The sequence below is a fragment of the Alistipes sp. genome (genome assembly GCF_048465635.1).
In the GTDB taxonomy this organism is placed as follows: domain Bacteria; phylum Bacteroidota; class Bacteroidia; order Bacteroidales; family Rikenellaceae; genus Alistipes.
In genome coordinates, this window is record NZ_DBFWLF010000005.1 from 348780 (window position 1) to 375167 (window position 26388).

At 62.7% G+C, this 26388-nt stretch carries 22 protein-coding genes; 14 read left to right on the forward strand and 8 right to left on the reverse strand.

Annotation, left to right across the window (positions count from 1 at the left end; all coding sequences use genetic code 11):
• Positions 1-183: 183 nt before the first annotated feature.
• From pdxA to infC, 4 genes are all read left to right on the forward strand, one after another.
• The gene (gene pdxA / locus ACMO9O_RS02495; protein WP_418982040.1) at positions 184-1269 is read left to right on the forward strand and encodes a 4-hydroxythreonine-4-phosphate dehydrogenase PdxA; all 1086 of its coding nucleotides are present in this window, start codon (positions 184-186) and stop codon (positions 1267-1269) included.
• Between the two features lie 29 nt (positions 1270-1298).
• Positions 1299-1550, forward strand: coding sequence for a hypothetical protein (locus ACMO9O_RS02500; RefSeq protein ID WP_418982041.1), 252 nt, complete (start codon positions 1299-1301; stop codon positions 1548-1550).
• A 252-nt stretch (positions 1551-1802) separates the two neighbouring features.
• The gene (gene thrS / locus ACMO9O_RS02505) at positions 1803-3755 is read left to right on the forward strand and encodes a threonine--tRNA ligase (protein WP_418982042.1); all 1953 of its coding nucleotides are present in this window, start codon (positions 1803-1805) and stop codon (positions 3753-3755) included.
• 92 nt (positions 3756-3847) lie between these two features.
• Positions 3848-4468, forward strand: coding sequence for a translation initiation factor IF-3 (gene infC, locus ACMO9O_RS02510; protein WP_418982133.1), 621 nt, complete (start codon positions 3848-3850; stop codon positions 4466-4468).
• 1101 nt (positions 4469-5569) lie between these two features.
• Here the strand turns inward: infC and ACMO9O_RS02515 are convergent.
• From ACMO9O_RS02515 to ACMO9O_RS02525, 3 genes are all read right to left on the reverse strand, one after another.
• Positions 5570-5710, reverse strand: coding sequence for a hypothetical protein (locus ACMO9O_RS02515; RefSeq protein ID WP_418982043.1), 141 nt, complete (start codon positions 5708-5710; stop codon positions 5570-5572).
• Positions 5679-5867, reverse strand: a complete 189-nt coding sequence (locus ACMO9O_RS02520; protein WP_418982134.1) for a polymer-forming cytoskeletal protein — start codon at positions 5865-5867, stop codon at positions 5679-5681. The genes ACMO9O_RS02515 and ACMO9O_RS02520 overlap by 32 nt, the downstream gene beginning before the upstream one ends.
• A gap of 65 nt (positions 5868-5932) precedes the next feature.
• Positions 5933-6067, reverse strand: coding sequence for a hypothetical protein (locus ACMO9O_RS02525; RefSeq protein ID WP_418982044.1), 135 nt, complete (start codon positions 6065-6067; stop codon positions 5933-5935).
• Between the two features lie 368 nt (positions 6068-6435).
• On the opposite strand from ACMO9O_RS02525, the gene ACMO9O_RS02530 reads away from it, so the two are divergent.
• The 3 genes from ACMO9O_RS02530 to ACMO9O_RS02540 are packed head-to-tail and all read left to right on the forward strand — an operon-like array spanning position 6436 to position 9368.
• Positions 6436-7401 carry an acyltransferase gene (locus tag ACMO9O_RS02530; RefSeq protein ID WP_418982135.1) on the forward strand — a complete coding sequence of 322 codons (966 nt, stop codon included), beginning with the start codon at positions 6436-6438 and terminating at the stop codon, positions 7399-7401.
• Positions 7398-8390, forward strand: coding sequence for a Stealth CR1 domain-containing protein (locus ACMO9O_RS02535; RefSeq protein WP_418982045.1), 993 nt, complete (start codon positions 7398-7400; stop codon positions 8388-8390). Before ACMO9O_RS02530 ends, ACMO9O_RS02535 begins: the two co-directional genes overlap by 4 nt.
• Positions 8391-8432: 42 nt before the next feature.
• Positions 8433-9368 carry a glycosyltransferase family 2 protein gene (locus ACMO9O_RS02540; RefSeq protein ID WP_418982046.1) on the forward strand — a complete coding sequence of 312 codons (936 nt, stop codon included), beginning with the start codon at positions 8433-8435 and terminating at the stop codon, positions 9366-9368.
• Between the two features lie 568 nt (positions 9369-9936).
• Here the strand turns inward: ACMO9O_RS02540 and clpB are convergent.
• Complete coding sequence (gene clpB, locus ACMO9O_RS02545) at positions 9937-12534, reverse strand: ATP-dependent chaperone ClpB (RefSeq protein ID WP_418982047.1); 2598 nt, start codon at positions 12532-12534, stop codon at positions 9937-9939.
• 165 nt (positions 12535-12699) lie between these two features.
• Here clpB and ACMO9O_RS02550 point away from each other — a divergent pair, with 165 nt between their 5' ends.
• The 5 genes from ACMO9O_RS02550 to ACMO9O_RS02570 all read left to right on the forward strand — a co-directional run bounded on the left by ACMO9O_RS02550 (position 12700) and on the right by ACMO9O_RS02570 (position 18844).
• Positions 12700-13353 carry a hypothetical protein gene (locus tag ACMO9O_RS02550; RefSeq protein ID WP_418982048.1) on the forward strand — a complete coding sequence of 218 codons (654 nt, stop codon included), beginning with the start codon at positions 12700-12702 and terminating at the stop codon, positions 13351-13353.
• 128 nt (positions 13354-13481) lie between these two features.
• Positions 13482-15608 (forward strand): DNA polymerase III subunit gamma/tau, encoded by a 2127-nt coding sequence (gene dnaX, locus ACMO9O_RS02555; protein ID WP_418982049.1) that lies wholly within the window; start codon positions 13482-13484, stop codon positions 15606-15608.
• Positions 15609-15779: 171 nt separating this feature from the next.
• Positions 15780-17078: a tyrosine--tRNA ligase gene (gene tyrS, locus ACMO9O_RS02560; protein ID WP_418982050.1), complete on the forward strand. Its 1299-nt coding sequence runs from the start codon at positions 15780-15782 to the stop codon at positions 17076-17078.
• A 1-nt stretch (position 17079) separates the two neighbouring features.
• Positions 17080-17433: a dihydroneopterin aldolase gene (gene folB / locus ACMO9O_RS02565; protein WP_418982051.1), complete on the forward strand. Its 354-nt coding sequence runs from the start codon at positions 17080-17082 to the stop codon at positions 17431-17433.
• A 58-nt stretch (positions 17434-17491) separates the two neighbouring features.
• On the forward strand, positions 17492-18844 hold the full coding sequence (locus ACMO9O_RS02570) for a sodium-dependent transporter (RefSeq protein WP_418982052.1): 1353 nt from the start codon (positions 17492-17494) through the stop codon (positions 18842-18844).
• A gap of 94 nt (positions 18845-18938) precedes the next feature.
• Here ACMO9O_RS02570 and ribH read toward each other — a convergent pair whose 3' ends face one another.
• Both ribH and ACMO9O_RS02580 read right to left on the reverse strand, forming a co-directional pair.
• Complete coding sequence (gene ribH / locus ACMO9O_RS02575; RefSeq protein ID WP_418982053.1) at positions 18939-19469, reverse strand: 6,7-dimethyl-8-ribityllumazine synthase; 531 nt, start codon at positions 19467-19469, stop codon at positions 18939-18941.
• A 9-nt stretch (positions 19470-19478) separates the two neighbouring features.
• Entirely contained in the window at positions 19479-20162 is a 684-nt protein-coding gene (locus ACMO9O_RS02580; protein WP_418982054.1) for a tetratricopeptide repeat protein, read from the reverse strand.
• Between the two features lie 105 nt (positions 20163-20267).
• On the opposite strand from ACMO9O_RS02580, the gene recF reads away from it, so the two are divergent.
• Both recF and ACMO9O_RS02590 read left to right on the forward strand, forming a co-directional pair.
• Complete coding sequence (gene recF, locus ACMO9O_RS02585; protein ID WP_418982055.1) at positions 20268-21518, forward strand: DNA replication/repair protein RecF; 1251 nt, start codon at positions 20268-20270, stop codon at positions 21516-21518.
• Positions 21519-21532: 14 nt separating this feature from the next.
• On the forward strand, positions 21533-21805 hold the full coding sequence (locus ACMO9O_RS02590) for a DUF721 domain-containing protein (RefSeq protein WP_418982136.1): 273 nt from the start codon (positions 21533-21535) through the stop codon (positions 21803-21805).
• 557 nt (positions 21806-22362) lie between these two features.
• Here the strand turns inward: ACMO9O_RS02590 and ACMO9O_RS02595 are convergent.
• A complete protein-coding gene (locus tag ACMO9O_RS02595) occupies positions 22363-23553 on the reverse strand; it encodes an OmpA family protein (RefSeq protein ID WP_418982056.1) in 1191 nt (396 codons plus the stop codon).
• Between the two features lie 176 nt (positions 23554-23729).
• Positions 23730-26276, reverse strand: a complete 2547-nt coding sequence (locus ACMO9O_RS02600; protein ID WP_418982057.1) for an adenosylcobalamin-dependent ribonucleoside-diphosphate reductase — start codon at positions 26274-26276, stop codon at positions 23730-23732.
• Positions 26277-26388: the final 112 nt, after the last annotated feature.

Here is a 26388-nt window from a genome sequence, read left to right on the forward strand (position 1 = left end):
ACGGTAAGAAAAAAGCCGATGCGCTTTTATCGATATGTATGCAGCCCTTGCAGACTGCGAAAACAAAGGTAGAAAAAATTCGCATCCGCCGTACCGGCCGGTACAAAAAATCATTTTATTGCCTTGCAATGTCTTGCGTATTCTGAATATTTTATAACTTTGTAAGTTGAAACAAACGTATCCATGAACGAACACAAACTCCGGATAGGCATCACGCAGGGCGACACGAACGGCATCGGCTGGGAGGTCATCCTCAAGGCGCTCGCGGACGTACGCATGACGGAGCTGATGACCCCCGTCGTCTACGGCTGGCCCGAGGCCGCGGCCTGGTACAAAAATACGCTCGCCGATACGGAGAGCATCCAGTTCCTCCCCGTCGCTTCGGGGCGCGAGGCGCGCCGCGGCCGGGTCAATCTGGTCGCGTGCGGCAATCCGGGCGCGATCGAGCCGGGCAAGGCCGCGCCCGAAGCGGGCCGTGCGGCCGTCGAGGCGCTGCGCAAGGCCCTCGCCGAACTGAAGGAGGGGGCGATCGACGCCGTGGTGACCGCGCCTTTCGACAAGCAGACCGTCCAGTGCGACGACTTCCGCTTCACGGGCCACACCGAGTATCTGGGTGCGGAGCTGGGCGGCGAGCCGATGATGATCCTGTGCAGCGACGTGCTGCGCGTGGGGCTGGTCACCAAGCACATCCCCGTGGCCGAGATCGCCCGCAGCATCACCCGGGAGAAGATCGTCCGCGACCTCCATACGCTGCGCCGCTCGCTGCGCGAGGACTTCGGCATCGTCGAGCCGCGCATCGCAGTGATGGCCCTCAACCCCCACGCCGGCGACGGCGGGCTGCTGGGCCGCGAGGAGCAGGAGATCATCCGCCCGGCCATCGTCGAGGCGTTCGAGGCGGGCGTGCTGGCCTTCGGACCCTTCGCCGCCGACGGGCTTTTCGCCGGGGGCGGCTACGCCAAATACGACGGCATTCTGGCCATGTACCACGATCAGGGGCTGGCCCCGTTCAAGTCGCTCTCCCCCGACGGGGTGAACTTCACGGCGGGTCTTCCCTACGTGCGCACCTCGCCCGACCACGGAGTCGCCTTCGACATCGCCGGTCAGGACAAGGCCGACCCGCAATCGATGCGCAACGCCCTCTATGCGGCCTGCGATCTGGTGGAACACCGCCGCGCCTGGGCCGAGTGGACGGCCGATCCGCTGCAGCGCGCCGAGCGCGAACGCTCCAACCGCGACGTTTCGGTCAAGGACCTGCCGCAGAACGAGTAATGCAAAGAAGAACAGCGATCGAGAGGACGATGACGGAAGCGAACGAATCCCCTGCACGGCGCCGGTTGAGGTGGAAGCGCGGGAGCAAGCCCGAAAAGCGGCTTAGAACGGGCATTGCGCTGCTGTGGATCTGGGGAGCGCTCGCTGCGGCCTGGCTGGGGCTTTACCTCTTTGCGGACACGACGCTCCACGAATGGCTGATGGGCGAGGTCACCTGCCTGCTGGGTGCGGCCTCCGCCCTGGCCTCGATCCGCCGGGCAAAGAACGAACTGAAAAACTAACCGGGCGAAGGCGTATTCCGTCTCGTAATTGTGGAAGCGCCCGCAACCCAAAACAGTAATAGGCTCCCGAGTGCTGGAGCGACCGAAAGTTATCGAAGCACCCTTTGCCGCTCTGCGGCACATAAATCCCCGCCTGGGGCGGGGATTTAGGGGTGGGTCGGACTTGTAAACGCGGCGCAACGCCGCGAGCGAGACCCTCAGCAGGATAACACGGTCGAAACCGCGCAAAGGACCACAAACGTACAACACAACATGATCAACATCACTTTTCCCGACGGCTCCGTCAGAGAATACGCCGAAGGGACAACGGCTTACCGGATCGCGGAGAGCATCAGCCCTCGTTTAGCTGCCGACTCGCTCGCGGCCTCGGTAAACGGCGCAACCGTCGACATGATGCGCCCGATCGGGGAGGACGCCTCGATCAAATTCTACAAGTGGGACGACCCCGAGGGCAGGCACGCCTTCTGGCACACCTCGTCGCACCTGCTGGCCGAGGCGCTCGAAGCGCTCTATCCGGGCATCAAGTTCGGCATCGGACCGGCCATCGAAAACGGCTTCTACTACGACGTGGATTCGCCCACGCCCATCACCGAGGCCGATCTGGAGAAGATCGAGCGGAAGATGCAGGAACTTTCCCGCAACAAGGAGGCGCTCGTCCGCCGCGAGGTACCCAAAGCCGAGGCTTTGAAGACCTTCACCGAGAAGGGCGACCAATATAAGGTCGAGCTGATCTCGGACCTCGAGGACGGCACGATCTCGTTCTATACCAACGGCGCGTTCACCGACCTCTGCCGCGGACCGCACATTCCCAACACGGGTTATATCAAGGCCCTGAAGCTCACTTCGGTGGCCGGCGCCTACTGGCGCGGCAACGAGAAGAACAAGATGCTTACGCGCATCTACGGCATCTCGTTCCCCAAGAAGTCGATGCTCGACGAGTACCTCGTCATGCTCGAGGAGGCCAAGAAACGCGACCACCGCAAGCTGGGCAAGGATTTGGAGCTGTTCACCTTCTCGCAGCGCGTCGGTCAGGGACTGCCGCTGTGGCTGCCCAAGGGCGCTGCGCTGCGCGACCGGCTGGAACAGTTCCTGCGCGGCGTGCAGAAGGAGTACGGCTACCAGCAGGTCATCACCCCGCATATCGGCAACAAGGAGCTTTACGTCACCTCGGGCCACTACGCCAAGTACGGCAAGGATTCGTTCCAGCCCATCCACACCCCCATCGAGGGCGAGGAGTATCTGCTCAAGCCGATGAACTGTCCGCACCACTGCGAGATTTACCGCTCGAAACCCCGTTCGTACAAGGAGCTGCCCGTGCGGCTGGCGGAGTTCGGCACGGTCTACCGCTACGAGCAGTCGGGCGAGCTGCACGGACTGACGCGCGTACGCGGATTCACGCAGGACGACGCCCACCTCTTCGTGCGGCCCGACCAGCTGCTCGAAGAGTTCGAGCGCGTGATCGACATCGTGCTCTACATCTTCAAAACGCTTAAGTTCGACAACTATACGGCGCAGATTTCGCTGCGCGATCCCAACAACAAGGAGAAGTACATCGGTTCGGACGAGAACTGGGAGAAGGCCGAGGCCGCCATCATGCAGGCCGCCCGGGAGAAGGGGCTCACCACGGTGGTCGAACTGGGCGAAGCGGCGTTCTACGGCCCGAAGCTCGACTTCATGGTCAAGGACGCCATCGGCCGCAAGTGGCAGCTGGGAACCATCCAGGTGGACTACAACCTGCCCGAGCGCTTCGACCTGACCTACAAGGGGGCCGACGACCGGCTCCACCGCCCGATCATGATCCACCGCGCGCCGTTCGGCTCGATGGAGCGCTTCGTGGCAGTATTGTTGGAGCATACGGGCGGCAAGTTCCCCCTGTGGCTCTCGCCGCAGCAGGTGGTGGTGCTTCCCATCTCGGAGAAGTACAACGACTATGCGCAGCGGGTCGTCGACTTCCTCAACCGAAGCGACGTGCGCACGGAGATCGACGACCGCAACGAAAAGATCGGCCGCAAGATCCGCGACAACGAACTCAAGCGCATCCCCTACCTGCTGATCGTGGGCGAGAAGGAGGAGGCCGAAGGGCTTGTCTCGGTCCGCGCGCAGGGCGAGGGCGACAAGGGCCAGATGACGATGGAGGCGTTCCGCGACCTGATCGCCGGCATGGTCAAAGAGGAGATGGAGGCCAACAAGCTCAAAAAAGCATAAATACGACTTTTCCCGGAAGCTCTCCTCAGCGGGAGCTTCCGAGAAAGTCATTAAACGATTGGAACACTTTAACTTAACTAATACTTACCACTATCGCAGCACCGAAACCATTCCCGCCGAGGCCGTTTACCCCCGGGAATAACCGACCGAAACCCGCGGCCGGACGCGATCCCCGTTACGGACGCAGACCGCCCGAGAAAGAGAATCCGCACCGCATCAACGAGCAGATCACCGCTCCCGAAGTGCGTCTGGTGGGTGAGAACATCGAGCAGCCCCAGGTTCTGCCGACCCGCGATGCGCTCCGGCTGGCCCACGACATGGAGCTCGACCTGATCGAAATCTCGCCCAAGGCGGAGCCTCCCGTATGCCGCATCGCCGACTACCAGAAGTTCCTCTACCAGCAGAAGAAGAAGGCCAAGGAGCTGAAGGCGAACCAGACGAAAGTCGTGGTCAAGGAGATTCGCTTCGGTCCGCAGACCGACGATCACGACTACAACTTCAAGCTGAAGCATGCGCAGAACTTCCTCAAGGAGGGCGCCAAGGTCAAGGCCTACGTCTTTTTCCGCGGCCGATCGATCGTCTTCAAGGAGCAGGGCGAAATCCTGCTGCTGCGCTTCGCCACCGACCTCGAAGAGTTCGCCAAGGTAGAGACGATGCCCAAGCTCGACGGCAAGAAGATGAACATGATCCTGGCCCCGAAGGTGAAGAAGTAACCACCTGACGCGCCGGGCAGCGCCGGTTTGCCGAGGCATCTTGCAAAAACAACAACCGCGGGGCGGATTTATCCGTGCCGTAGTTGTTGTTTTTGCGTTATTGCCCGGCGGTCCGCCGAACCGTCCCGCCCGATACGGAGCGCGGTTGTGGCGCCGCCCCGGGCGCCCGCGAAAAGCCGGGCAGTGGTGGTGGCGCCCCCGACCACACGAAGAGAAGCCGGGCGAGATTTTGCCCATATTTCCACATTACCGGAGAGAAGCCGGACACAATTATGCCGCTGTCTCCGAACTGCCCGAAAATCCGGATCGCGGTCTGACGGGCGCAGACGGGGCTGGTATTGCGGCCCCTCAAGTGCATTTTTGCCGTCCCAAGGCGTTAGACTATGCAAAGATATGACAGCTTCACGTACCGTGCTAACATCCGAACCGCCAACCGACCGCACCTTCATAGCCGAAAAGACAAAACGGACAAGCAGTCAGGCAGGCAAACGGGCAGACAGCATAGACAGACAGCATAGACAGGCCACAAGACAGACAAGCGGCAGGTAAGCAGGCAGGTAAGCAGGCAGGCCACACGGTCAGACCGCCAAGCAGGCAATCCGGGTACATACCGCAAGACTGGCGACAGACAGTTCAGGCAGACCGCAAGAAAAACAAGCAGGCTGGCAATCGGGCAAACCGCACGGTCAGACCGGCAAGCAGACAGTTCCGGCAGACCCTAAGACAGACAAGCGGGTCGGACAAAAGAGAGATCAGCTGGCTGGCAAGCGGGCACACCGCATGGACAGACCGGCAAGCAAACAGTCCAGGCATCCCGAACACAGGCAGGTGGACTGTGAGTCGGGCCTGCCATAAGACAGACAGGCGGGCAGACCGCAAGACAGACAGGCAGGCGGGGCAGGGCCTGCCCTGTCCCGTTCCGACAAGACGGCCTGGACAGGCCCCGCAACCCGTCCTCCTGCAGGCGACGGTACGACCGTAGAACGAAGCGGAGTGGCATCCCAAGAGTGTCACCCCGCGCCTGGCAGCCCGCCTACGCAAGGGGGGGGGCTCCTCTTCACGGAGGTCGGCAACGTCCTCCGCCGTCAACTTCAGCGATCCCTATTGCTCGACGGGCCGGGAGGTGATCTTTCCCTGGATCGCAACGCACGAATCGGCCTTGACCATCGCCGAGGTCAGATCGCCGACCACCGTGCCTGTATGCGTACCTTCAGGAAGCGCGAGGTGACGATGCTGCCCCACACATTACCGACACCAGCGCCGATTCGCTCTCGATGCCCCCCCCCTCGAAGCGCGAGGTGGCCCCCAGCGAGACGTGCCGCGTCGATTTGATCCGCCCGACCATCTCGCCGTCGATCGTAACGTTCGTGTCGGCCACGATGTCGCCGGTGAATTTGATCGTTCAAGATACAGGTTCCTACTGTCTGAATAATTTCATAATGGATTGATTCAAGTTCGGAAAGGTCATATGGTATCGTCCGGGTCGTAGCGACGCCAGCCGTCGTGATAAATGCCTGCCGGATCGCCCGCGTAGGCGGCATAGAGGTGATCGACCGCCGTTTTGAGCAGCTGCCGGACGATGCTGAAAAATTTCTTCATGGTCGTTCAGGTTAATGCCCCCAGTTCCGAGTGAGCCGACCTAAAAAAGAAAGCGTGGAACTGAAATCCCACTTATGCGAACAGGCTCTGGTAAACCCTCATGGTTAAATAGGACACAATCCCACGCCACAGACGTGACGTAGAAATAACTATGCCTATCTTCACCATGAATAAAATTTACCAGATTTCGTTCGCAGAAGATAGCACTTACGCTTTCGCGCAAATCGAATATGTTGCAGCCCCCTTTGAGGTTGCATAGGCAAAGATAGGAAATTTTTTCGATTAATTCTTATCTTTGCATGGATAAACCCCGCCCGGGGCGGACAGCGCCGGCCGACTGGCGGCAGCGCAGAGCCGTATCGAAGACCATGTTTGATGAAACCGACATATTCCGCATCGCAGACGACGCCTCGTTCGAAGCGGCGGCGCTGACGCTCTTCCGCCGTCAGGCTCTCGCGTGCGCGCCCTACCGCGAATACCTCGACCGGATCGGCATCCGGGCTGAGGAGGTGAACGACTGGCGCAGGATTCCCGCGCTGCCCATCCGCCTCTTCAAGACCCACACCGTCTACTGCGCCGACACGCCGCCCGAGGCGGTCTTCACCTCGTCGGCCACCACAGGCATGACCTCCGCGCGCCATCCGATGCGCTCGCTGGCGCACTACGAAGAGGCGTTCCGCCGTTCGTTTAGCACCTTTTACGGCGATCCGGCGCGCTGGAGCCTCTACGCCCTGCTGCCCAACTACCTGCGGCGCAAAGGGTCGTCGCTGGTCTACATGGCCGACCGGCTGGTGGCCGACTGCGGTTCGGGCGGATTCTACCTCGACAATTACGAACAACTGCTCGCCGACATGGCCGCCGATCCCAAACCCAAGATTCTCCTGGGCGTGAGCTACGCCCTGTGGGACCTGGCCGAGCGCCATGCCCCCAAGCTCCGCGACACGGTGATCATGGAGACCGGCGGCATGAAGGGCTACCGCGAGGAGCTGCCCAAGGAGGAGTTCCACCGCATCCTCTGCGACGCGTTCGGCGTGGGGGAGATTCACTCCGAATACGGCATGGCCGAGCTGACCTCCCAGGCCTACTCCCGGGGCGGCAACCGCTTCCGCTGCCCGGCGTGGATGCGCGTCGCAGCGCGCGACATCAACGACCCGTTCGACCTGCTTCCGGCCGGGACGCGCGGCGGGCTGAACATCATCGACCTGGCGAACTGCTGGTCGTGCGCATTCCTGCAAACCGACGACACGGGCCGCGTCCACGCCGACGGGTCGTTCGAGGTGACGGGCCGCATCGAACACGCGGACATCCGGGGCTGTAACCTCTTGGTACAATGAACGAAATAGATTTCGTAATCCCCTGGGTCGACGGCAGCGACCCCGCCTGGCGGCAGGAGTTCGCCGCGGCGCGCCACCTCGCGGGCGAGGATGCGTCCGTGGCCCGTTACCGCGACTGGGAGACGCTGCGCTACTGGTTCCGGGGCGTGGAGCGCTTCGCCCCGTGGGTAAGGCGCGTCCACTTCGTCACCTGGGGCCACCTCCCCGCATGGCTCGACACGACCCATCCCAAACTGCATGTGGTCAACCATGCCGACTTCCTGCCTGCCGAGTACCGCCCGACGTTCAATTCGAACACGCTGATGCTCAATCTCCACCGCATCGAGGGGCTGGCCGAGCGGTTCGTCGCGTTCAACGACGACATGTTCCTCTGCCGTCCCGCCGCGCCCGGCCACTTCTTCCGCCGCGGACTGCCCTGCGACATGGCCCGCCTGAGCATCCCTGCCCCGGAGTATTTCACCCACACGATCCTCAACGACCGCATCCTCATCGCGGCGCGGTACAAGACGCACGAGGTGCTGCGGCGCCACCCCGGCAAGTGGTTCTCGCCGCGCTACGGGGCGGCGAACCTGGCGAAAACGCTGCTGCTGGCCCCCTGGTCGGTACTTCCGGGACTTCACGACCACCACATGCCGCAGGCCTACCTGCGCAGCAGCTTCGAACGGGCGTGGCAGATATGGGGGGGGGCCGGGCTCGACGCCACCTGCCGCCGTCCGTTCCGCACCACGGAGGACCTGTCGGAGTGGCTCATCCGCTACGACGTGCTCTGCCGGGGCGCGTTCAGCCCCGTTTCGCTGCGCGACTGCGTGCTCTCGGACCTGAACGAAACGACCGTCGGACGCATCTGCCGCACGATTGAACAGGGGGCCTGCCGCATGATCTGCATCAACGACAGCGCCTCGATCGTCGAAGAGGAGGCGATCCGCCGCCAACTGCACGCCGCGTTCGAGCGGCTGCTGCCCGAACCCTCGTCGTTCGAACGCCGCTGAACCGGGTTTGCGAATCGCGGGAAAAGCGCTAACTTTGTTCCTATGGAAACTCCGACCCCGACCATCTCGGTCATCATACCGCTTTACAACAAGGAGCGCGAGATCGGCGCAACGCTGCGCTCGGTGCTCGCCCAGACGCGGCTGCCGCAGGAGATCATCGTCGTCAACGACGGTTCGACCGACCGCAGCGCCGAAATCGTGCGCTCGATCCCATCGCCGCTCGTCCGTCTTGTCGACCAACCCAACGCCGGCGAGTGCGCCGCGCGCAACCGGGCCGTCGCCGAAGCCACGGGTGACTACATCGCGCTTTTGGACGCCGACGATGAGTGGCAGCCGGGCTTTCTGGCCGAAATCGAGGCGATGATCCGCGAGTTCCCCGGCTGCGGAGTCTACTGCACGGCGTTCAACATCGTCAGCCACGACGGGCGCTTCCCGGCCCGCACACCCCGCCGGCGGGGCGTGGTGGAGAACTTCTTCCGCGATTCGGCCCACTGCTACATCGCCATCCCCTCGGCCAGCTGCATTCCGCGGCGGGTGTTCGACGCCGTGGGCGGCTTCCCCGAGGGGATGAAGATCGCCGGGGACCTCTACATGTGGATCAAGATCGCCCGCCGCTTTCCGGTCTGCTTCTCGCCCGAGCCGCTGGCCGACTACTCGCGCGTGGCCTCCAACCGTTCGGCAGCAACCTACACGCCCGAACGGACCGCCTACTCGTTCGAAGAGCTTTACGACCCGACGGCCCCCGAGGAGGAGCGCGAGTTCATCGCCCGCGCCGCGCTGGGCAAGGCGCTGATTCTCTCGGCCAAAGGGGGAACCGAAGAGGCCGCGCGGGCCATCCGCACCTTCTCCTATACGAAAACCTACCGCCGCACCCTGCGCAAGGTCCGCGTGCTGAACGCCCTGCCCGTCCGGTGGCGCGCTCCGCTGATCGGAGCCTATAACGCCCTGGCGTGGCGGATCGCCCGGAAAGGGCTTTGATGCGGTTCCCGAACGCTTTTCACCCGCCGACCAGCCCCATCGCCTGCGGATCCCGCAAGCCGCGCGGACCGCAGGTAGTGCAATCGTTTTGGCAAGCATGCCAAGTGGTTTGCAGCTCTTTTGAGCCGCGCGGAACGCAGGCAGTGCAATCGTTTTGGTAAGCATGCCAAGTGGTTTGCAGCTCTTTTGAGCCGCGCGGACCGCAGCCCCGGGCAGCGGAGGCCCGCTTGTCGCGTCCCTCCGCAGGCTGCGTCCTTGAATCATAATTTGCGGCGCAATGCGCCGCACCTGCACGCGCACTTCTGAAAACGGCGGGAATTGCGGCTGTCCGACGACGAGCGCCCGGAACGGGTGTGCGATATGCTTTAGCTTTCGTGCCCGTTCAGCGAGGCGGAGGACGGACGCCCGCCGTTTTCTGCGTGCGCGGTTCTTTAGCCCTTTCTTCTAAAGAAAGGGCAAGAAGCTCGGTTCGAAGAGCCGGTGGGCCGCAGGCTGCCGCCCGCCGTCCATACACAAAACAAAAGGGTCCCCCGTAACAGGGAACCCTTTTTCGGTAAACTTCGCAACGTCAGTTGGCAAAGGTCAGCTGATTGTCGCGCACGTCGATCGAAATGGGCTTCGTGCGGTCGACCTCGCCCGCCAGAATCCGCTTCGACAGTTCGTTGACGATCGTCCGCTGAATGGTCCGCTTCACCGGACGCGCGCCGTAGAGCGGGTCGTACCCGGCCGCAGCCACCCACTCGCGCGCCTTATCGGTGTATTCGAGCGTGATGCCGTTTTCGGCGAGCATCCGCCGCACGGCCCCTAACTGAAGGTCAACGATGCGCTCGATGTCGCGGCGCGTCAGCGGCTCGAACATCACGATCTCGTCGATACGGTTCAGGAACTCGGGCTTGAGCTGCTGTTTCAAGAGGTCGATCACCGCCAGCCGCGTCCGCTCGACCACCTCCTCGGAGAGCTTCTCGCCGTTGAATGCCGCGGCGAAATTCTCCTGGATGATCTGCGAACCCATGTTCGAGGTCATGATGATGATCGTATTGCGAAAATCGACCGTCCGCCCCTTGTTGTCGGTCAGCCGACCGTCGTCCAACACCTGCAGCAGGATGTTGAAGACATCGGGGTGCGCCTTTTCGATCTCGTCAAGCAGCACCACCGAATAGGGCTTGCGGCGCACGGCTTCGGTCAGCTGGCCGCCCTCGTCGTAACCGACGTATCCCGGAGGCGCGCCCACGAGCCGCGAGACGCTGTGCCGCTCCTGATACTCGCTCATGTCGATGCGCGTGAGCATCTGGTCGTCGTTGAACAGGAACTCGGCCAGCGCCTTGGCCAGCTCGGTCTTGCCGACGCCCGTCGTACCGAGGAAGATGAACGAGCCGATCGGCTTGCGCGGGTCGTTCAGCCCGGCGCGCGAGCGGCGCACGGCGTCCGAGATGGCCGCGATGGCCTGCTCCTGCCCCACCACGCGCTTGTGCAGCTCGTCCTCCATGTGCAGCAGCTTCTCCCGCTCGGAGGCCAGCATGCGCGAGACGGGGATGCCCGTCCAGCGCGACACGACTTCGGCCACGTCCCCGGCATCGACCTCCTCCTTGATCATCGCATCGTTGGCCGAGGCGAGGCGGTACTCCTCCTGCAAGGCCGCGATCTGCTTCTCGGCCTCCTGAATCCGCCCGTAGCGAATCTCGGCCACCTTGCCGTAGTCGCCCTGCCGCTCGGCCTGCTGGGCCTCGACCTTGAGTCGCTCGATGGCGTCCTTGTTCTCCTGAATCCGTTTGAGCAGATCACGCTGCCCCTGCCACTTGGCGCGCATCTCCGCGTCGCGGGCCTTCAGTTCCTCGATCTCCTTGGTCAGCTGCCCGACGCGCTCCTTGTCCTTCTCGCGGCGGATCGCTTCGCGCTCGATCTCCAGCTGCCGCACGCGGCGGTCGAGCGTGTCGATCTCCTCGGGCACGGAGTTCATCTCCAGCCGGAGCCGCGAGGCGGCCTCGTCCACCAAATCGATCGCCTTGTCGGGCAGGAAACGCGAGGTGATGTAGCGCGTCGACAGATCGACGGCAGCCACGATCGCCTCGTCCTTGATGCGCACCTGGTGGTGGTTCTCGTAGCGTTCCTTCAGTCCGCGAAGGATCGAGATGGCGTCCTCGCGCGACGGCTCGTCGACCATCACCTTCTGGAAACGGCGTTCGAGCGCCTTGTCCTGCTCGAAATATTTCTGGAACTCGTCGAGCGTCGTAGCACCGATGGTCCGCAGGTCGCCCCGCGCAAGGGCCGGCTTGAGGATGTTCGCGGCGTCCATCGCGCCGGACGACTTGCCCGCGCCGACCAGCGTGTGAATCTCGTCGATGAAGAGCAGGATTTCGCCCTCGCTGGCCACGACCTCCTGCACGACGGCCTTCAGCCGCTCCTCGAACTCGCCCTGGTACTTCGCTCCGGCGATCAGCGCACCCATGTCGAGCGAGTAGATCACCTTCGACTTCAGATTCTCGGGCACGTCGCCGTCGACGATCCGATGGGCGATTCCCTCGGCGATGGCCGTCTTGCCCACGCCCGCCTCGCCCACGAGGATCGGGTTGTTCTTCGTGCGGCGCGAGAGGATTTGCAGCACGCGCCGGATCTCCTCGTCGCGGCCGATCACCGGATCGAGCTTGCCCGAGCGCGCCTGCTCGTTGAGGTTGATCGCATATTTGCCCAGCGCATCGAACTGCTGCTCGGAGGTCTGCGAATCGACCGTCGCCCCCTTGCGGAAGGTGCGGATCGCCTCGATCAGCTCCTTCTCGGTGGCTCCGTTACGCTTGAGAATCTCGGCGGCCTGTCCCCGCTCGGCGATGAGCGCCAGCAGCAGGTGCTCGACGGAAGCGTACTTGTCGTTGAACTTCTTCGTGAAGTCGACCGCGCGCTGGATCAGTTTGGAGGTGTCCTGCGCGAAGAACTGTTCACCCGCGCCCTCGACCCGCGGCAGCGTGCCCACGGCACGCTCCACCTCGTCGCGCAGCGAACGCACGTTCACGCCCACGCGCCCCAGCAGGAACGTCGAGAGCGAATCGTCGTCGCGCACGAGCACCGAAAGAATGTGAAGCGGTTCGACAGCCTGCTGTCCCCGCTCCCGTGCCAGGGTGAGCGCCGCTTGCAGCGCCTCCTGCGCCTTGATGGTCAACGTGTTTATATTCATAGTCTTCGGATTTTGATTTCTGCACTCCGATCGGTATCTCCGCAAAACGCCTGCCAACGATCGAATGACGGACAAAGTGACATTTTTTGTCATCCCGGAGTGCCAAACGGTGACAAAATGACTATTTTTGCGGTACATAAACCCAACCAAAAGGAATTTGTTCCCATGAAAAAACTCGTACGCACCCTGACCCTCGCCCTCGGGGCTTCGGTCCTGCTCGCGTCCTGCGGTTCGGTCACCGGAAGCGGTCCGAAGATGGACACTGAAGAAGCGACGGCGCTCGTCGCCGAAACCGTCAAAAAGAACATCGACCTCAGCCAGTGGAAGATCTACCGCGTGCTGTGGATGGAGGCCGAGAAGCTCGAAAACGAGCTGCTGTCGGTCACGGTCGAAATGGTCAACCCCGCGGGCGACTGCTTCAGCCAGACGTTCACCCTCTCGGGGCTGGCCAAAGGCAAGGTTTCCGACCTGAACCAGGTCAACACCCGGTCGCGGGTCGATTTTTCGAAGGTGACGGGCATCGACCCGCAGTCGATCGACCCCGCCGCCGTGCAGCGTCAGTACGAAGCGGCCAAAAAGTCGATCCCCGAGGGGTACACCTTCCAGAGCATCGCCGACTACGACATTCGGGAAACGATGTCGTCGGGCGATGCGTTCTTCGACCGCGGCAAAAACATCGGCGAGATCCGGACACGGTTCGTCGTCAACCTCACCGAGAACGGCAAGGAGGTGATCGAAAGCGCGGGCAAGAAGTCGATCCAATACTACGAGATGGCGTTCAACGTCCTGCCCGACGGCTCGATCGAGCTGGACGAGTAAGCGCACGACGCATCCACCTTAGAGCGGGAATCCTCAGGATTTCCGCTTTTTTTGCGGCCACGGCACGCCGTGCGATTTTTAATGCGTAATTTTTGATTCTTGATTCCTATTCGTATCTTTGCGCTACTATGAGTGATTTCATCGTCAGCGCACGCAAATACCGCCCCGCAACCTTCCAGACGGTGGTCGGGCAGCAGCATATCACCTCGACGCTCCGCAACGCCATCGAACGCGGCCAGCTGGCCCACGCCTACCTGTTCTGCGGACCGCGCGGCGTGGGCAAGACCACCTGCGCCCGCATCTTCGCCAAGGCGATCAACTGCCTGAATCCCAACGGATCGGAGGCGTGCAACACGTGCGAATCGTGCCGCTCGTTCAACGAGGGGCGCTCGATGAACATCCACGAACTCGACGCCGCGTCGAACAACTCGGTCGAGGACATCCGCACGCTCATCGAGCAGGTGCGCATCATCCCGCAGGTGGGACGCTACTCGGTGTTCATCATCGACGAGGTCCACATGCTCTCGGCCGCGGCGTTCAACGCCTTTCTCAAGACGCTCGAGGAGCCGCCCGCCCATGCCATCTTCATCCTGGCCACCACCGAGAAGCACAAGATCATCCCTACGATCCTCTCGCGCTGCCAGATCTACGATTTCAACCGCATCCGTGTCGAGGACGGGGTCGAATACCTCAAATACATCGCCTCCGAGGAGGGGATCGCGGCCGACGAGGAGTCGCTGAACCTGATCGCCCAGAAGGCCGACGGCGGCATGCGCGACGCCCTGTCGATGTTCGACAAGGCCGTCTCGTTCTGCGGCCAGCAGTTGGACTACCGCAACGTGGCCCGCACGCTGAACGTGCTGGACTACGACACCTATTTCAACGTCACCGAGCTGCTCGTCACGGGCCGCTACGCCGAGGCGCTGATCGCCTTCGACGGCGTGCTCGCGCAGGGCTTCTCGGGCCAGACCTTCATGGCCGGGCTGAACCGGCACATGCGCGACCTGCTGATGGCCAAACGCGCCGACACGCTGCGTCTGATCGAGATGACCGGCACGCTGCTCGAACGATACCGCGTGCAGGCGGAGGCCTGCGATACCGGGTTCCTGTTTGGAGCGATCGCGCTGCTGACGGAACTCGACGGAAAGATACGGCAATCGTCCTCCCAACGGTTGCTCGTGGAGCTGGGCCTGATGAAGATCGCCGGGCTCGGCCAAAAAAAAAATGATTCCCTGACCCCGGCGGCGTATCCCCTGCCGGAACTCACCCCGCGAACGGCTACTGCAACGACGGGTGCGGCTTCCCCGGCAACGGGTGAGGCTGCGGCAACGACGGTTACGTCCACTCAGGCAACGGGTGCGGCGGCGGCAAGTACGGCGGCGAAGGCGGCTCCCGAGGCTCCGGCAACCCGGCCGACAGTCCCGGCGACGGCTCCGGCGGCGGAAACTCCGGTAACTCCGGTAACTCCGGCTATTGCTTCCCCGGCAGCATCCGCGGCAGAATCGGCGGCAGAATCGGCGGCTCCGGAAGCTCCGGCGGCAGAATCGGCGGGTCCGACTACGGAAAGACCGGTTGCACCCGCTCCGGCAATCCCGACCGCGGAGACTTCTGCGGAGACTACCGCGGCAACCGCCGCTCCCCGGCCGACCGCTCCGGTCCGGCAGGAACCGCCTGCTACGCAAACAGCCGGACCCGTCCCGCCGCAAGCGAGCGAACTGTCCCGACCGGAACCCCCGGCAACGACCGCCGCGCCGCAAACATCCCGGCCCGCGGCTGCCGCCAAACCCGCCCGGCGTCCGCTGATTTCGGGGACATCGCTTTCGGAGCTGCTCTCCGGCGTCGCACCCGAAGAGCCTGCGAACGAAGAGACGGCCGACGAACCGGAGGTCCCGGCGGTCGATCCCGACTGCGCCGTAAAGCTGGAGCGTGCCCGCAGCCGGATTCTGGCCCTGATTCAGCAGCGCCGCCCGCGTTTCGTCGCGGCGTTCGAGCAGATGAAGGTCTCCGGCAACACGATCTCGCTGAGCGTACCCACGCAGGAGCTGCGCGAGGAGATATTGCGGACCAAAACCTCGATGCTGCTGCGCATCGCCGAGCTGGCGGGCGTACGGGGGATGATCGAACTGGAGATCGCGGTCAACGAGCAGATCCGGGCCGCCCGCCCGTTCAAGCTCGAGGACCGCGTCCGCTTCATCACCGAGAAGAACCCGCTGGTCGCGGAGCTGCGCAAAGCGTTAGATTTGGAGGCAGAATAAAAAACGTAAGCATGAATCCGGCAATTCGAATCATACGAATTGTAGCAACGGTCGTTGCGGGCGTTCTGATCCTGGCATTTCCGTCGGGAACTGCCTATAACCGCGGCGGCTGGATTTTGATGATCTGCATATCGATTTTACTGATACAGAAAAAACAGAACAAACCATAAAATGGCACTCAAAAACTTTATCGAAGAACTCGAATGGCGCGGGATGATCCACACGATCATGCCCGGCGCAAAGGAACAACTGGAAAAAGAGATGACCACGGCCTACCTGGGCATCGACCCCACGGCCGATTCGCTCCACATCGGACACCTGGTGGGCGTGATGATCCTCAAGCACTTCCAGCTGTGCGGCCACCGTCCGCTGGCGCTCGTCGGCGGCGCCACGGGCATGATCGGCGACCCCTCGGGCAAGTCGCAGGAGCGCAACCTGCTCGACGAGAATACCCTGCGCCACAATCAGGAGGCGATCAAGCGGCAGCTCTCGAAGCTGCTCGACTTCGAGTCCGACGCCCCGAACGCCGCCGTCATAGTCAACAACTACGACTGGATGAAGGAGGTCACCTTTCTGGACTTCATCCGCGACATCGGCAAGCTGATTACGGTCAACTACATGATGGCCAAGGATTCGGTCAAGAAGCGTTTCAACGGCGAGGGCGACGGCATGTCGTTCACCGAATTCACCTACCAGCTCGTGCAGGGCTTCGACTTCCTGCACCTCTACCAGACGATGAACTGCAAGGTGCAGTTGGGCGGCGCCGACCAGTGGGGCAACATCACCACGGGTACGGAGCTGATCCGCCGCAAGCTGGGCGAGGAGGCGTACGCCATCACCTGCCCGCTGATTACCAAGGCCGACGGCACGAAATTCGGCAAGACCGAGAGCGGCAACGTCTGGCTCGATCCGCGCTACACCTCGCCCTACAAGTTCTACCAGTTCTGGCTGAACGTCAGCGATGAGGATGCCGAGCGCTACATCAAGATTTTCACGCTGCTCGACCGCGAGACGATCGAGGACCTCGCCGCCGAGCACCGCGCCGCGCCGCACCTGCGCATCCTGCAGAAGCGGCTGGCGGAGGAGATCACCACCACGATCCACTCCCGCGAGGAGTACGAAAAGGCGGCCGAGGCATCGGCCATCCTCTTCGGCGGCGCGACCTCCGAAGCGCTCCGCCGCCTCGACGAAGCGACCCTGCTGCAGGTCTTCGAGGGCGTGCCGCAGTTCCGCATCGACCGCTCGGTGCTCGCGGCGGGCATTCCGTTCGTGGATCTGGCCGCCGAACAGGCGCAGGTCTTCGCCTCGAAGGGCGAGTGCCGCAAGCTGGTACAGGGCGGAGGCGTCGCGCTCAACAAGGAGAAGGTCGCGGACCCGCAGCGCACGGTCGGCGAGGCGGAGCTGATCGCCGGCAAGTACCTCTTGGTGCAGCGCGGCAAGAAGAATTACTACCTGCTGATCGCCGAATAGGATGGAGTACCGTATCCGGTTAGAACGCATGGAGTTCCGGGCGCTGCACGGCTGCTACGAACTCGAACGCAAGGTGGGCAACCGCTTTACGGTGGACCTGGAGATCACCGCCGAGCTGGGCGATGCGGCCGAAAGGGACGACGTGACGCGGACGGTGAACTACCTGACGGCCTACGAGGTCGTGCGGGAACAGATGCGCCGCACGCAGCACACGATCGAGCGCGTGGCCGCGAACATCATCGAAGCGCTCTACGCCGCCTTTCCGCAAATCCGGCATGTTACGTGCACCGTTTCGAAGCTGGCTCCGCCGCTGGGCGGCAAGCTGGAGAAGGTGAGCGTCGTACTTGAAAAATAGGACCGGCAGCGCGGACGTTTCGCCGAAAACGTCCGCGCGCCGTTTAAAACACAGGCTTATGCATCACAACGCACACGGCCGTGCCACGCTGGGAGGCAAACTGAGCGCCGTACTCGTGGCCGCAGGCAGTTCGGTAGGATTGGGTAACATCTGGCGCTTCCCCTACGTCGCCGGGGACAACGGCGGCGGGGCGTTTCTGGTGATCTACATCTGCTGCGTGCTGCTGCTCGGCCTGCCGATCATGCTGGCCGAGTTCACCGTGGGCCGCGCCTCGCACCGCAACGCCGTCGGGGCCTACCGGGCCCTCGACCGCCGGTGGAGCCTGCTGGGGTACAACGGCGTGCTGGCGGCGTTCCTGATCCTGGGCTTCTACTTCGTCGTCTCGGGGTGGACCGCCGAGTACATGGTCCACTCGCTGACCGGAAGCCTGGCGCACTTCACCGAGGCAACGCAGTATAAGGCCGTCTTCGAGAACTTCATTCAAAACCCCTGGCGGCCGATCCTCTACACCTGCCTGTTCGTACTGGCCACGCATGCCGTGATCTCGCTCGGCGTGCAGAAAGGCATCGAACGCTCGGCCAAGGTGCTGATGCCCCTGTTGTTCCTGATCCTGATCGTCCTCTCCGTCCATGCGGTCCTGATGCCCGGCGGCGAGGCGGGCCTGCGGTTCCTCTTCCGGCCCGACTTCTCGAAGGTCACGGCCTCCACGGTGCTCGTGGCCCTCGGACAGGCGTTCTTCTCGCTCTCGATCGGCATCGGAACGATGGTCACCTACGCCTCCTATTTCAAGGCGGACACCAACCTGCGCCACACGGCGCTCAACGTCACGATCCTCGACACGGCGGTGGCCATTCTGGCCGGCGTGGTGATCTTCCCGGCGGTATTCAGCGTCGGCATCGAACCATCGTCGGGCCCCTCGCTGGTCTTCATCACCCTGCCGAGCATCTTCAACGGCATGCCGTGGAGCATGGTCTGGTCGTCGGTCTTCTTCCTGCTGCTGGTCGTGGCGGCCCTCACGTCGACCATCTCGCTGCACGAGGTCATCACCGCCTACCTGCACGAGGAGTGGCATCTGACCCGCCGCAAGGCGGCTTGGGCCACCACCGCAGCCACGGCCCTGCTGGCATCGGTCGCCTCGCTGTCGCTGGGCGCCTGGAACGGTCTGGAACTCTTCGGCATGTCGTTCTTCGACGCGCTGGACTTTCTCACGGCCAACATCCTCCTGCCTGCGGGCGGTCTGTTCACCTGCATCTTCGTTGGCTGGAAACTCGACCAACAGGTGCTCCGCAACGAGATCACCAACCGCGGCGCGCTGAGTTTCCGCATCTACGGCCTCTTCCGCGCGCTGCTGCGCTACTTCTGCCCGGCGGTGATGCTGCTCGTCTTTCTGGACAATCTGGGCGTCTTCTGAGCCTGCACCGCAGTCGTCCCGCCCCCCCCAATAATACGATCCGCCCCGGAAGAGCACTCCTCCGGGGCGGGTCGTAAAGGGTTGGGACCGGCGCCTAATTGATCTTGCGGCGGTCGGGTTCGTGGTCGGGCGAGGCGGCCTCCATGTCGATCTGCAGCTTGACCATCTGGATGGCCGTGGCGGCGGCTTCGTCGCCCTTGTTGCCGTGACGGCCGCCGCAGCGGTCCAACGCCTGCTGCATGTCGTTCACCGTCAGCACGCCGAAAGCGATGGGCATGTTCCAGTTGATCTGCAGCTGGGTGATCCCCTGCGTCACGCCCTGACAGATGAAGTCGAAGTGGCGCGTGTCGCCCTGAATGACGCAGCCCAGCGCGATGACCGCATCCACATCGGTATATTCGGCGAAGAACTGCGCGCCGAGCGACAATTCGAACGTGCCCGGCACATACTTGATCTGAATGTTCATGTCGGGACAGCCGGCGCTGCGGAGCGTCCGCACGGCCCCTTCGAGCAGGGCTTCGGTCACCTCGCGGTTCCACTCGGCCACCACGATGCCGAAGCGCATGTCCTCGGCCGACGGCAGCGGGGAGTTGAACGTGGAAAGGTTGTGATTCTTGGTAGCCATCGTGGGGGTTTATTGTACTCCTCCGAGCAGTTTCTCGGCCTCGCGGGCGTCCATCGACGCGGGATAGGACACGAGGATCTGTTCGTAAAACTCAGCGGCACGCTTCGGGTTGCCCTGCGCCTGCTCGGCCAGACCGGCCTTGCGCAGGTACATCGGAGCGGTGAGGTTGTTGTCGGCAGCCTTGACGGCCTTCTCGTAGAACTTCACGGCAGCGGCGTAGTCGCCTCTCTCCACGGCCACATCGCCCTGCAGCCCGTAGTTCTGGGCGTTGATGAGCGCTCCGGGGATGCCTTTGACGGGCGAGTACTTGGCCAGATATTTGGCGGCGTTCTCCCAGTCGCCCTGACGCAGGTAGCAGATGCCTGCATAGTGCTTGGCCAGATTGCCCGAGGGGGTCGAGCCGTACTGCTCAGCCACGTCGAGGAAGCCCGCACCGTTGGCGTCGCCCTCCAGCGCCAGCTGGTAGTCGGGATTCTCGGCCTCGAAGCGGTTCTGCGCCTCGGCGATCATCTCGGCGGCCCGCTCCACGCGGGGCTGCGCGATGAGCGTGCGGTAGCCGAATACGAGCGCGGCCACCACCAGCAGCGCCAGGAAAATATAGGTCAGCTTACGACCGTTTTTCTCGAAAAAAAGCTCGGTTTTGTCCATTGCTTCGCCGAGGGTTTCCTGCCCGGCGGCTTGTTGCTTTGCCATAAAAAATATCGTGTTTTTAGTTTATGTCTGTTCCGATAGGCAGCAAAGATACAAAACTATTCACAATGTACAATGCCGTGTCCCTATTTTTTGTACCTTTGCGTTATGCGTCTGAAGAAAATTTCGCTGCTCAATTTCAAGAACATCGCCCGGGAGGAGCTTACGCTCTGCGCGGGGGTGAACTGTCTGGTGGGCGATAACGGCGCGGGCAAAACCAACGTGGTGGATGCGGTCCACTACCTATCGATGTGCAAATCGTCGCTGCAAATGACCGACACGCAAAGCATCCGCCACGGCGCGGATTTCTTCCTGCTGGAGGGGCACTACCTCTCCGACGGGGGCAAGAGCGAGCGGGTGGTCTGCTCCTTTACGCGGCGCAGCGGCAAGGTGCTCAAACGCAACGGCAAGGAGTACGACCGGCTTTCGGACCACGTAGGGCTTGTGCCCGCGGTGATCGTCTCGCCGGCGGACAGCGCCCTGATCAGCGACGCGGCCGACGAGCGGCGGCGCTACCTCAACGCCTTTATTTCGCAGCTCGACCGCAGCTACCTCAACGCCGTGATGCGCTACAACGCCGTGCTGGCCGAGCGCAACCGCCTGCTGAAGATACAGCCCGACGAGACGATGCTCTCGATCTACGACCGGCAGCTCACCGACCACGGAGAGTTCATCCACGCCCGGAGGCAGGAGTTCGCCGAGCGGCTCCGGCCCTTCGTCGCGGAGTACTACCGCATCCTCTCGGGCGACCGCGAACAGGTCGAACTGCACTACAAGTCGGAACTGAACGACCGTCCGTTCGGGGAGCTGCTCCTCGCCGCACGGCAGAAGGACCTGGTGAACGAATTCACCACTTCGGGCATCCACCGCGACGATCTGGTGCTGCGCATCGGCGGCTATCCGCTGCGCAAATACGGCTCGCAGGGGCAGCAGAAGTCGTTTCTGATCGCCCTGAAGCTGGCCCAGTACGCCATCGTGGCCGCGGAGCGGGCCGAGAAGCCGATCCTGCTGCTCGACGACCTGTTCGACAAGCTCGACGCCTCGCGCGTCGAACAGCTGATCCGGCTGGTCACGGGCGACGATTTCGGGCAGATTCTCATCACCGACTGCAACCCCACACGCCTGCAATCGATCCTCGACAAGGCGGGCGGCGACTACGCGCTCTTCACCGTCGGCGACGGGGCGGTGACGCAGACCCGGTGTGCAACCGCCTGCGAAGCGGAGGGAAAGGCCCAGACCGATAGCGGCTCCTCCGACACCGAATCGGACGATGAAACGGATCAGGAAACCGCCGCGGACACCGGGCCAGCCGACGCCGAATCGGGTGAAGCGCCCGCAGAAAACGACACCGAGGTATGAGGCGCACGAAAACGATGCTGATGGGCGACCTGCTGGAGGAGTTCTTCCGGCGTCCCTACGTCGCCGCCAAGGTCGCCGAGGGCAAGCTGCCCGATACGTGGCGCGCCATCGTGGGCGACCGCGCCGCGGACGTAACCACGGAGCTGCGGCTTGAAAACCGTATTCTACACGTGCGCATCCAGTCGAGCGTGCTGCGGTCCGAACTCTTCTACCAGCGCGACGCGCTGCGCGACGAGATCAACCGCCGTTCAGGTCTGCGGCTGATCAATGCCGTAATTATCCGTTAATCGAAGCCGTTTCCACTCCGGTCAAGGCCCTCCGACCGCCACCCGATCACCGCTCCTTTCGCTCGCTCCCTCCATCGGGACCGCAGCCGGATCACCCTCCCCGGCGGCAAACCGCCGCCGCCCGGCCTCACACAACCTCCCAGCCGCACACTTTCGTCGCAGCCCGACCGATCGTTAACCTATGGCTCCTCCGAATACTCAGCCTGCCACCCGACCGTCACTTTCCTACCGGAAATCCGCCCGCCCGTTCCGGTTACCATCCACGTCCGCCGCATCGCCCGAACGCGGACCAAAAATCCGCCCCAACGCTTCCGTTTAGTCGCCATCCACGCCGGCCGTCCATCCGTCCGCCCTCATCCACCCGACCACACCTTGACTACACGCTGACAAACCCCAGACCGGGACCAGACTCCACCCCGGCCCCACCCGGACCGAAAATCCAAGCCCCAACCTCTGCTCGCCCCCGCCCAGCCGCCACGGCCCGCTCGGACACGAAAAAAGGTGCACCCCGCAAAGGGGTGCACCTTGACTTTAGCAGACCGTTCTCGGCAGCCGCACTATTTGATAATCACCGCGCGGTTGGCCTTCTGGTGGTTTTCATACGGATTGGCCGTGTCGCCCTTGCCCTCGTAGGTGAGCTGCTTGGGGTTGACGCCCTTGCTGACCAGGAAGTCGTAGACGCTCTTGGCACGGTTCTGCGCCACGCGCTTGTTGCCGGCGGCGGTTCCCGTCTGGCGGTCGGCATGGCCCTCGATCTTGTAAACCTTGTCTTTCGGACCGTTCTTGATAACGTCGGCCATCAGCTCCAGACGCGTCTTCTCCTTGGGCGTCAGCTTCGACATGCCGTAGTCGTAGAGGATCGTGGAGGTCGGACAGGGCGTATACACCTGCTCGGTCTCGGCTTTCGCTGCTGCTGCAACCGCAGCGGCCTTGGCGGCCTCGGCCTCCTCGCGGGCGGCTTTGAGCTGGTCGGCCAGGCGGGCATTCTCGGCTTTGGCCGATTCGAGGGCGGCGTTGCCGTCGGCTACGGCATTCTGGAACGCCGTGATGTCGGCAGCGGTATAGCCCGGAACGCCCCGCTCCCAGCCGCGCTTGTTGAAGCGGTAGGTGAATCCGGCCGTGGCGCTGAAGCCGAACAGATACGATCCGCCCATCTGCACGGGCGAAATGCGCGAGGGAACCAGCATCGACTTCAGCTCGATGTTGAAGTCCACCGCCGGCGAGATGCGGAACTTGTTCAGCAGGCCGAACGTGAAGGCGAAGCCCTGCTTGTAACCCGAGTGGTTGTCCTGCTTGCTCTTGTCCGTGAAGTTCGAAGCCATGTAGCCGAAACCGGCGAACGGCACGGCATAGTAGGCGCGGTCGTCGCGGTAGCCGCCGATCCAGTTCGAGGCGTTGAACATGAAGTCGGCGTGCAGGAACATATAGGGCCACTCCATCTTGCCCCACTGGGCGTCGTAGTTATTGAAGTAACCGCCCTGCAGCTGCAGCCGGATACCCGTTACGGGGTGCACCCACTTGAGGATCGATACGTTTCCTTCGAATCCGAGGCGGTTGCTCAGCGCGCCCAGGTCCTTGCCGTTGGACATCGCCGTGCCGAGGCCGACAGCGCCCGACACCTCCCAGTTATCCCAGAATCCGTTCGACACGAATCCCGCGCAGCTGGGCTTCTTCGGGGTATCGCTCCCCTGCGCCCAGGCGCTCGCGGCGAATACCGCCAATGCGATTACCAGTACAATTCTTTTCATATTGATCGTTTTAATCCGAATTCCGTTTGCAAACAACACGTTGTAAAAATAAGCAATTTTTTTCAAACTTCGCACGCCGTGGCGAAAAAACGCAAATTCCGGCCCAAAATGGGACAAAAAAATGCCGGAACGACATGTTCCGGCTTTTTTTGGCGGTCTTGCACCTCCCTATCGCATCAGCCGCATTTGGAGTATCCGCACGACATGCACGTCAGGCAGCCGTTCTGGTAGGCCATGTTCTCCTGTCCGCAGCTCGGGCACTTTCCTTTGGACTTCGTGCCGTCGACGATGTACTGTTTCAGCGCGCGGCAGACGCCCGTCTTCCACGTGTTGATCGACTCGCTGTTCAGGTGAAGCGACTCGATCAGCGACACGGTCTTCTCGATAGGCATGCCGTGGCGCAGGACGCCCGAAATGAGTTTGGCGTAGTTCCAGAACTCCTCGTCGAACAGGCGCGAAATGCCGCCGATCGTGTTCGTATAGCCGTAGCGGTCGGTGTACTGGAAGTCGTAGCGCTTCGTGCCGTCCGCCTCGCGGACCTTGATGATGAAGCCCTTCTTGATCTTCGGAGGGATGAACATGGCGTCCTCTTCGATCTTACCGGTGAAAATCTCGTAGGGACGGCCGTCCTGCAACCCCACGAAGGCGATCCAGTCCTCGGAGCCGTTCTTGAAGCGCACGATGTCCGCGGGGATCGACTTGGGACGCTTCTGCGCCTGTCCGGGGTGTTCCTCGCACTTCGACTTGGCGTTCTTGTCCAGCAGCACGCCGTCGCGGCAGCCGTCGCGGTAGACCGTTACCCCCTTGCAGCCGCACTCCCACGCCGTGCGGTAGACCTCCGCCACCAGCGCCTCCGAGACGTTGTTCGGCAGGTTGACCGTCACCGAGATCGAGTGGTCGACCCACTTCTGGATCGCCCCCTGCATCTTGACCTTCGCCACCCAGTCGATGTCGTTGGCCGTCGCCTGGTAGTAGGGCGAGGCGGCCACCCAGCGATCCAGCTCCGCATCGGAGATGATCGCCAGCTTCGACGTGTCGTATCCGTTCGCCTCCAGCCACTTGACGAAGTTGTGGTGGTAGACGTTGTACTCCTGGAACTTTTCGCCCGTCTCGTCCTCATAGTCCACGTGCGTGTCCTTGTCCGAGGGGTTGATCTTGCGGCGGCGCTTGTAGACCGTGCGGAAAACGGGTTCGATGCCCGAGGTGGTCTGCGACATGAGCGACGTGGTTCCCGTCGGGGCGATGGTCAGCATGGCGATGTTGCGGCGGCCGTGTTCGGCCATCTCTTGGTACAGCTCCGGATCGGCCTCGCGGATGCGGGCGATCATCGGGTTGTCCTTCTCTTTGGCGGCATCGTAGACGGGGAAAGGTCCGCGTTCGGCAGCCATGCGCACCGAGGCGCGGTAGGCGGCCAGCGCCAGCGCCTTCTGCACCTCAACGGCGAAGGCGATCGCCTCGTCGGAGCCGTAACGCAGCCCCAGCGCGGCGAGCATGTCGCCTTCGGCGGTGATGCCCAGCCCCGTACGGCGGCCCTTCTGCGCCATCGTGCGGATTTTCTTCCACAGCTCCAGCTCCACGCGGCGCACGTCCTGATCCTCGGGGTCGTCCTCGATCTTGCGGATGATCTGCTCGACCTTCTCCAGCTCCAGGTCGATGATGTCGTCCATGATGTGCATCGCCTTGCCCACGTGCTCGCGGAACTTATCAAAGTCGAACCGGGCATCCGCCTTGAACGGATTCTCCACATAGCTCAGCAGGTTCATCGCCAAGAGGCGGCACGAGTCGTAGGGGCACAGCGGAATCTCCCCGCACGGATTGGTCGAAACGGTCACGAAACCCTCGTCGGCGTAGCAGTCGGGCACGCTCTCGCGGAGGATCGTATCCCAGAACAGCACGCCCGGCTCGGCCGACTTCCAGGCGTTGTGGATGATCTTCTCCCAGAGTTTTTTGGCGTCGATGTCCTGCTCGTACTTGGGATTGTCGGACTTGATGGGAAACTGCTGGTGGTACTTCTTGCCGGCGAGCGCTGCGCGCATGAACTCGTCGTCGATCTTGATCGAGACGTTGGCGCCGGTGACCTTGCCCGTGTCGACCTTGGCGTCGATGAAGCGCTCGGCGTCGGGGTGCTTGATCGACAGCGAGAGCATCAGCGCACCGCGGCGGCCGTCCTGCGCCACCTCGCGCGTGGAGTTGGAGTAGCGCTCCATGAAGGGGACGATGCCCGTCGAGGTGAGCGCCGAGTTGAGCACCGGGCTGCCCGTGGGGCGGATGTGCGAGAGGTCGTGCCCCACGCCGCCGCGCCGCTTCATCAGCTGCACCTGCTCCTCGTCCATGCGGAAGATGCCGCCGTAGGAGTCGGCCGGGTGCTTGTGGCCGATGACGAAGCAGTTCGACAGCGATGCCACCTGGAAGTTGTTGCCGATGCCGGTCATCGGTCCGCCCTGCGGAATGACGTACCGGAAGTGGTCGAGCAGTTCGAAAGCCTCCTCCCGGGTGAGGGGGTTGGGGTATTTGCGCTCGATGCGCTCGATTTCGGCGGCGATGCGCTCGTGCATTTCGCGCGGAGAGCGCTCGTAAATGTTCCCGAAGGAGTCCTTGAGGGCGTACTTGCTCACCCAGACCGTCGCGGCGAGATCGTCCCCGTCGAAATACTTCCTCGACTCGGCTACCGCATCGTTGTAGGCGACCTTCTGCGGTGCTTCCGCTTTCGTGGCTTTAGACATGGTTCTATGTTGTTTTTCAGATTTTTAGCTTCCGAACGGGCAAAGCCCGGTTCTACAAAATTGATGCTTTTCCCGCAGAAAACCCAATTTCCGGCGCCAAAATTATCCACAA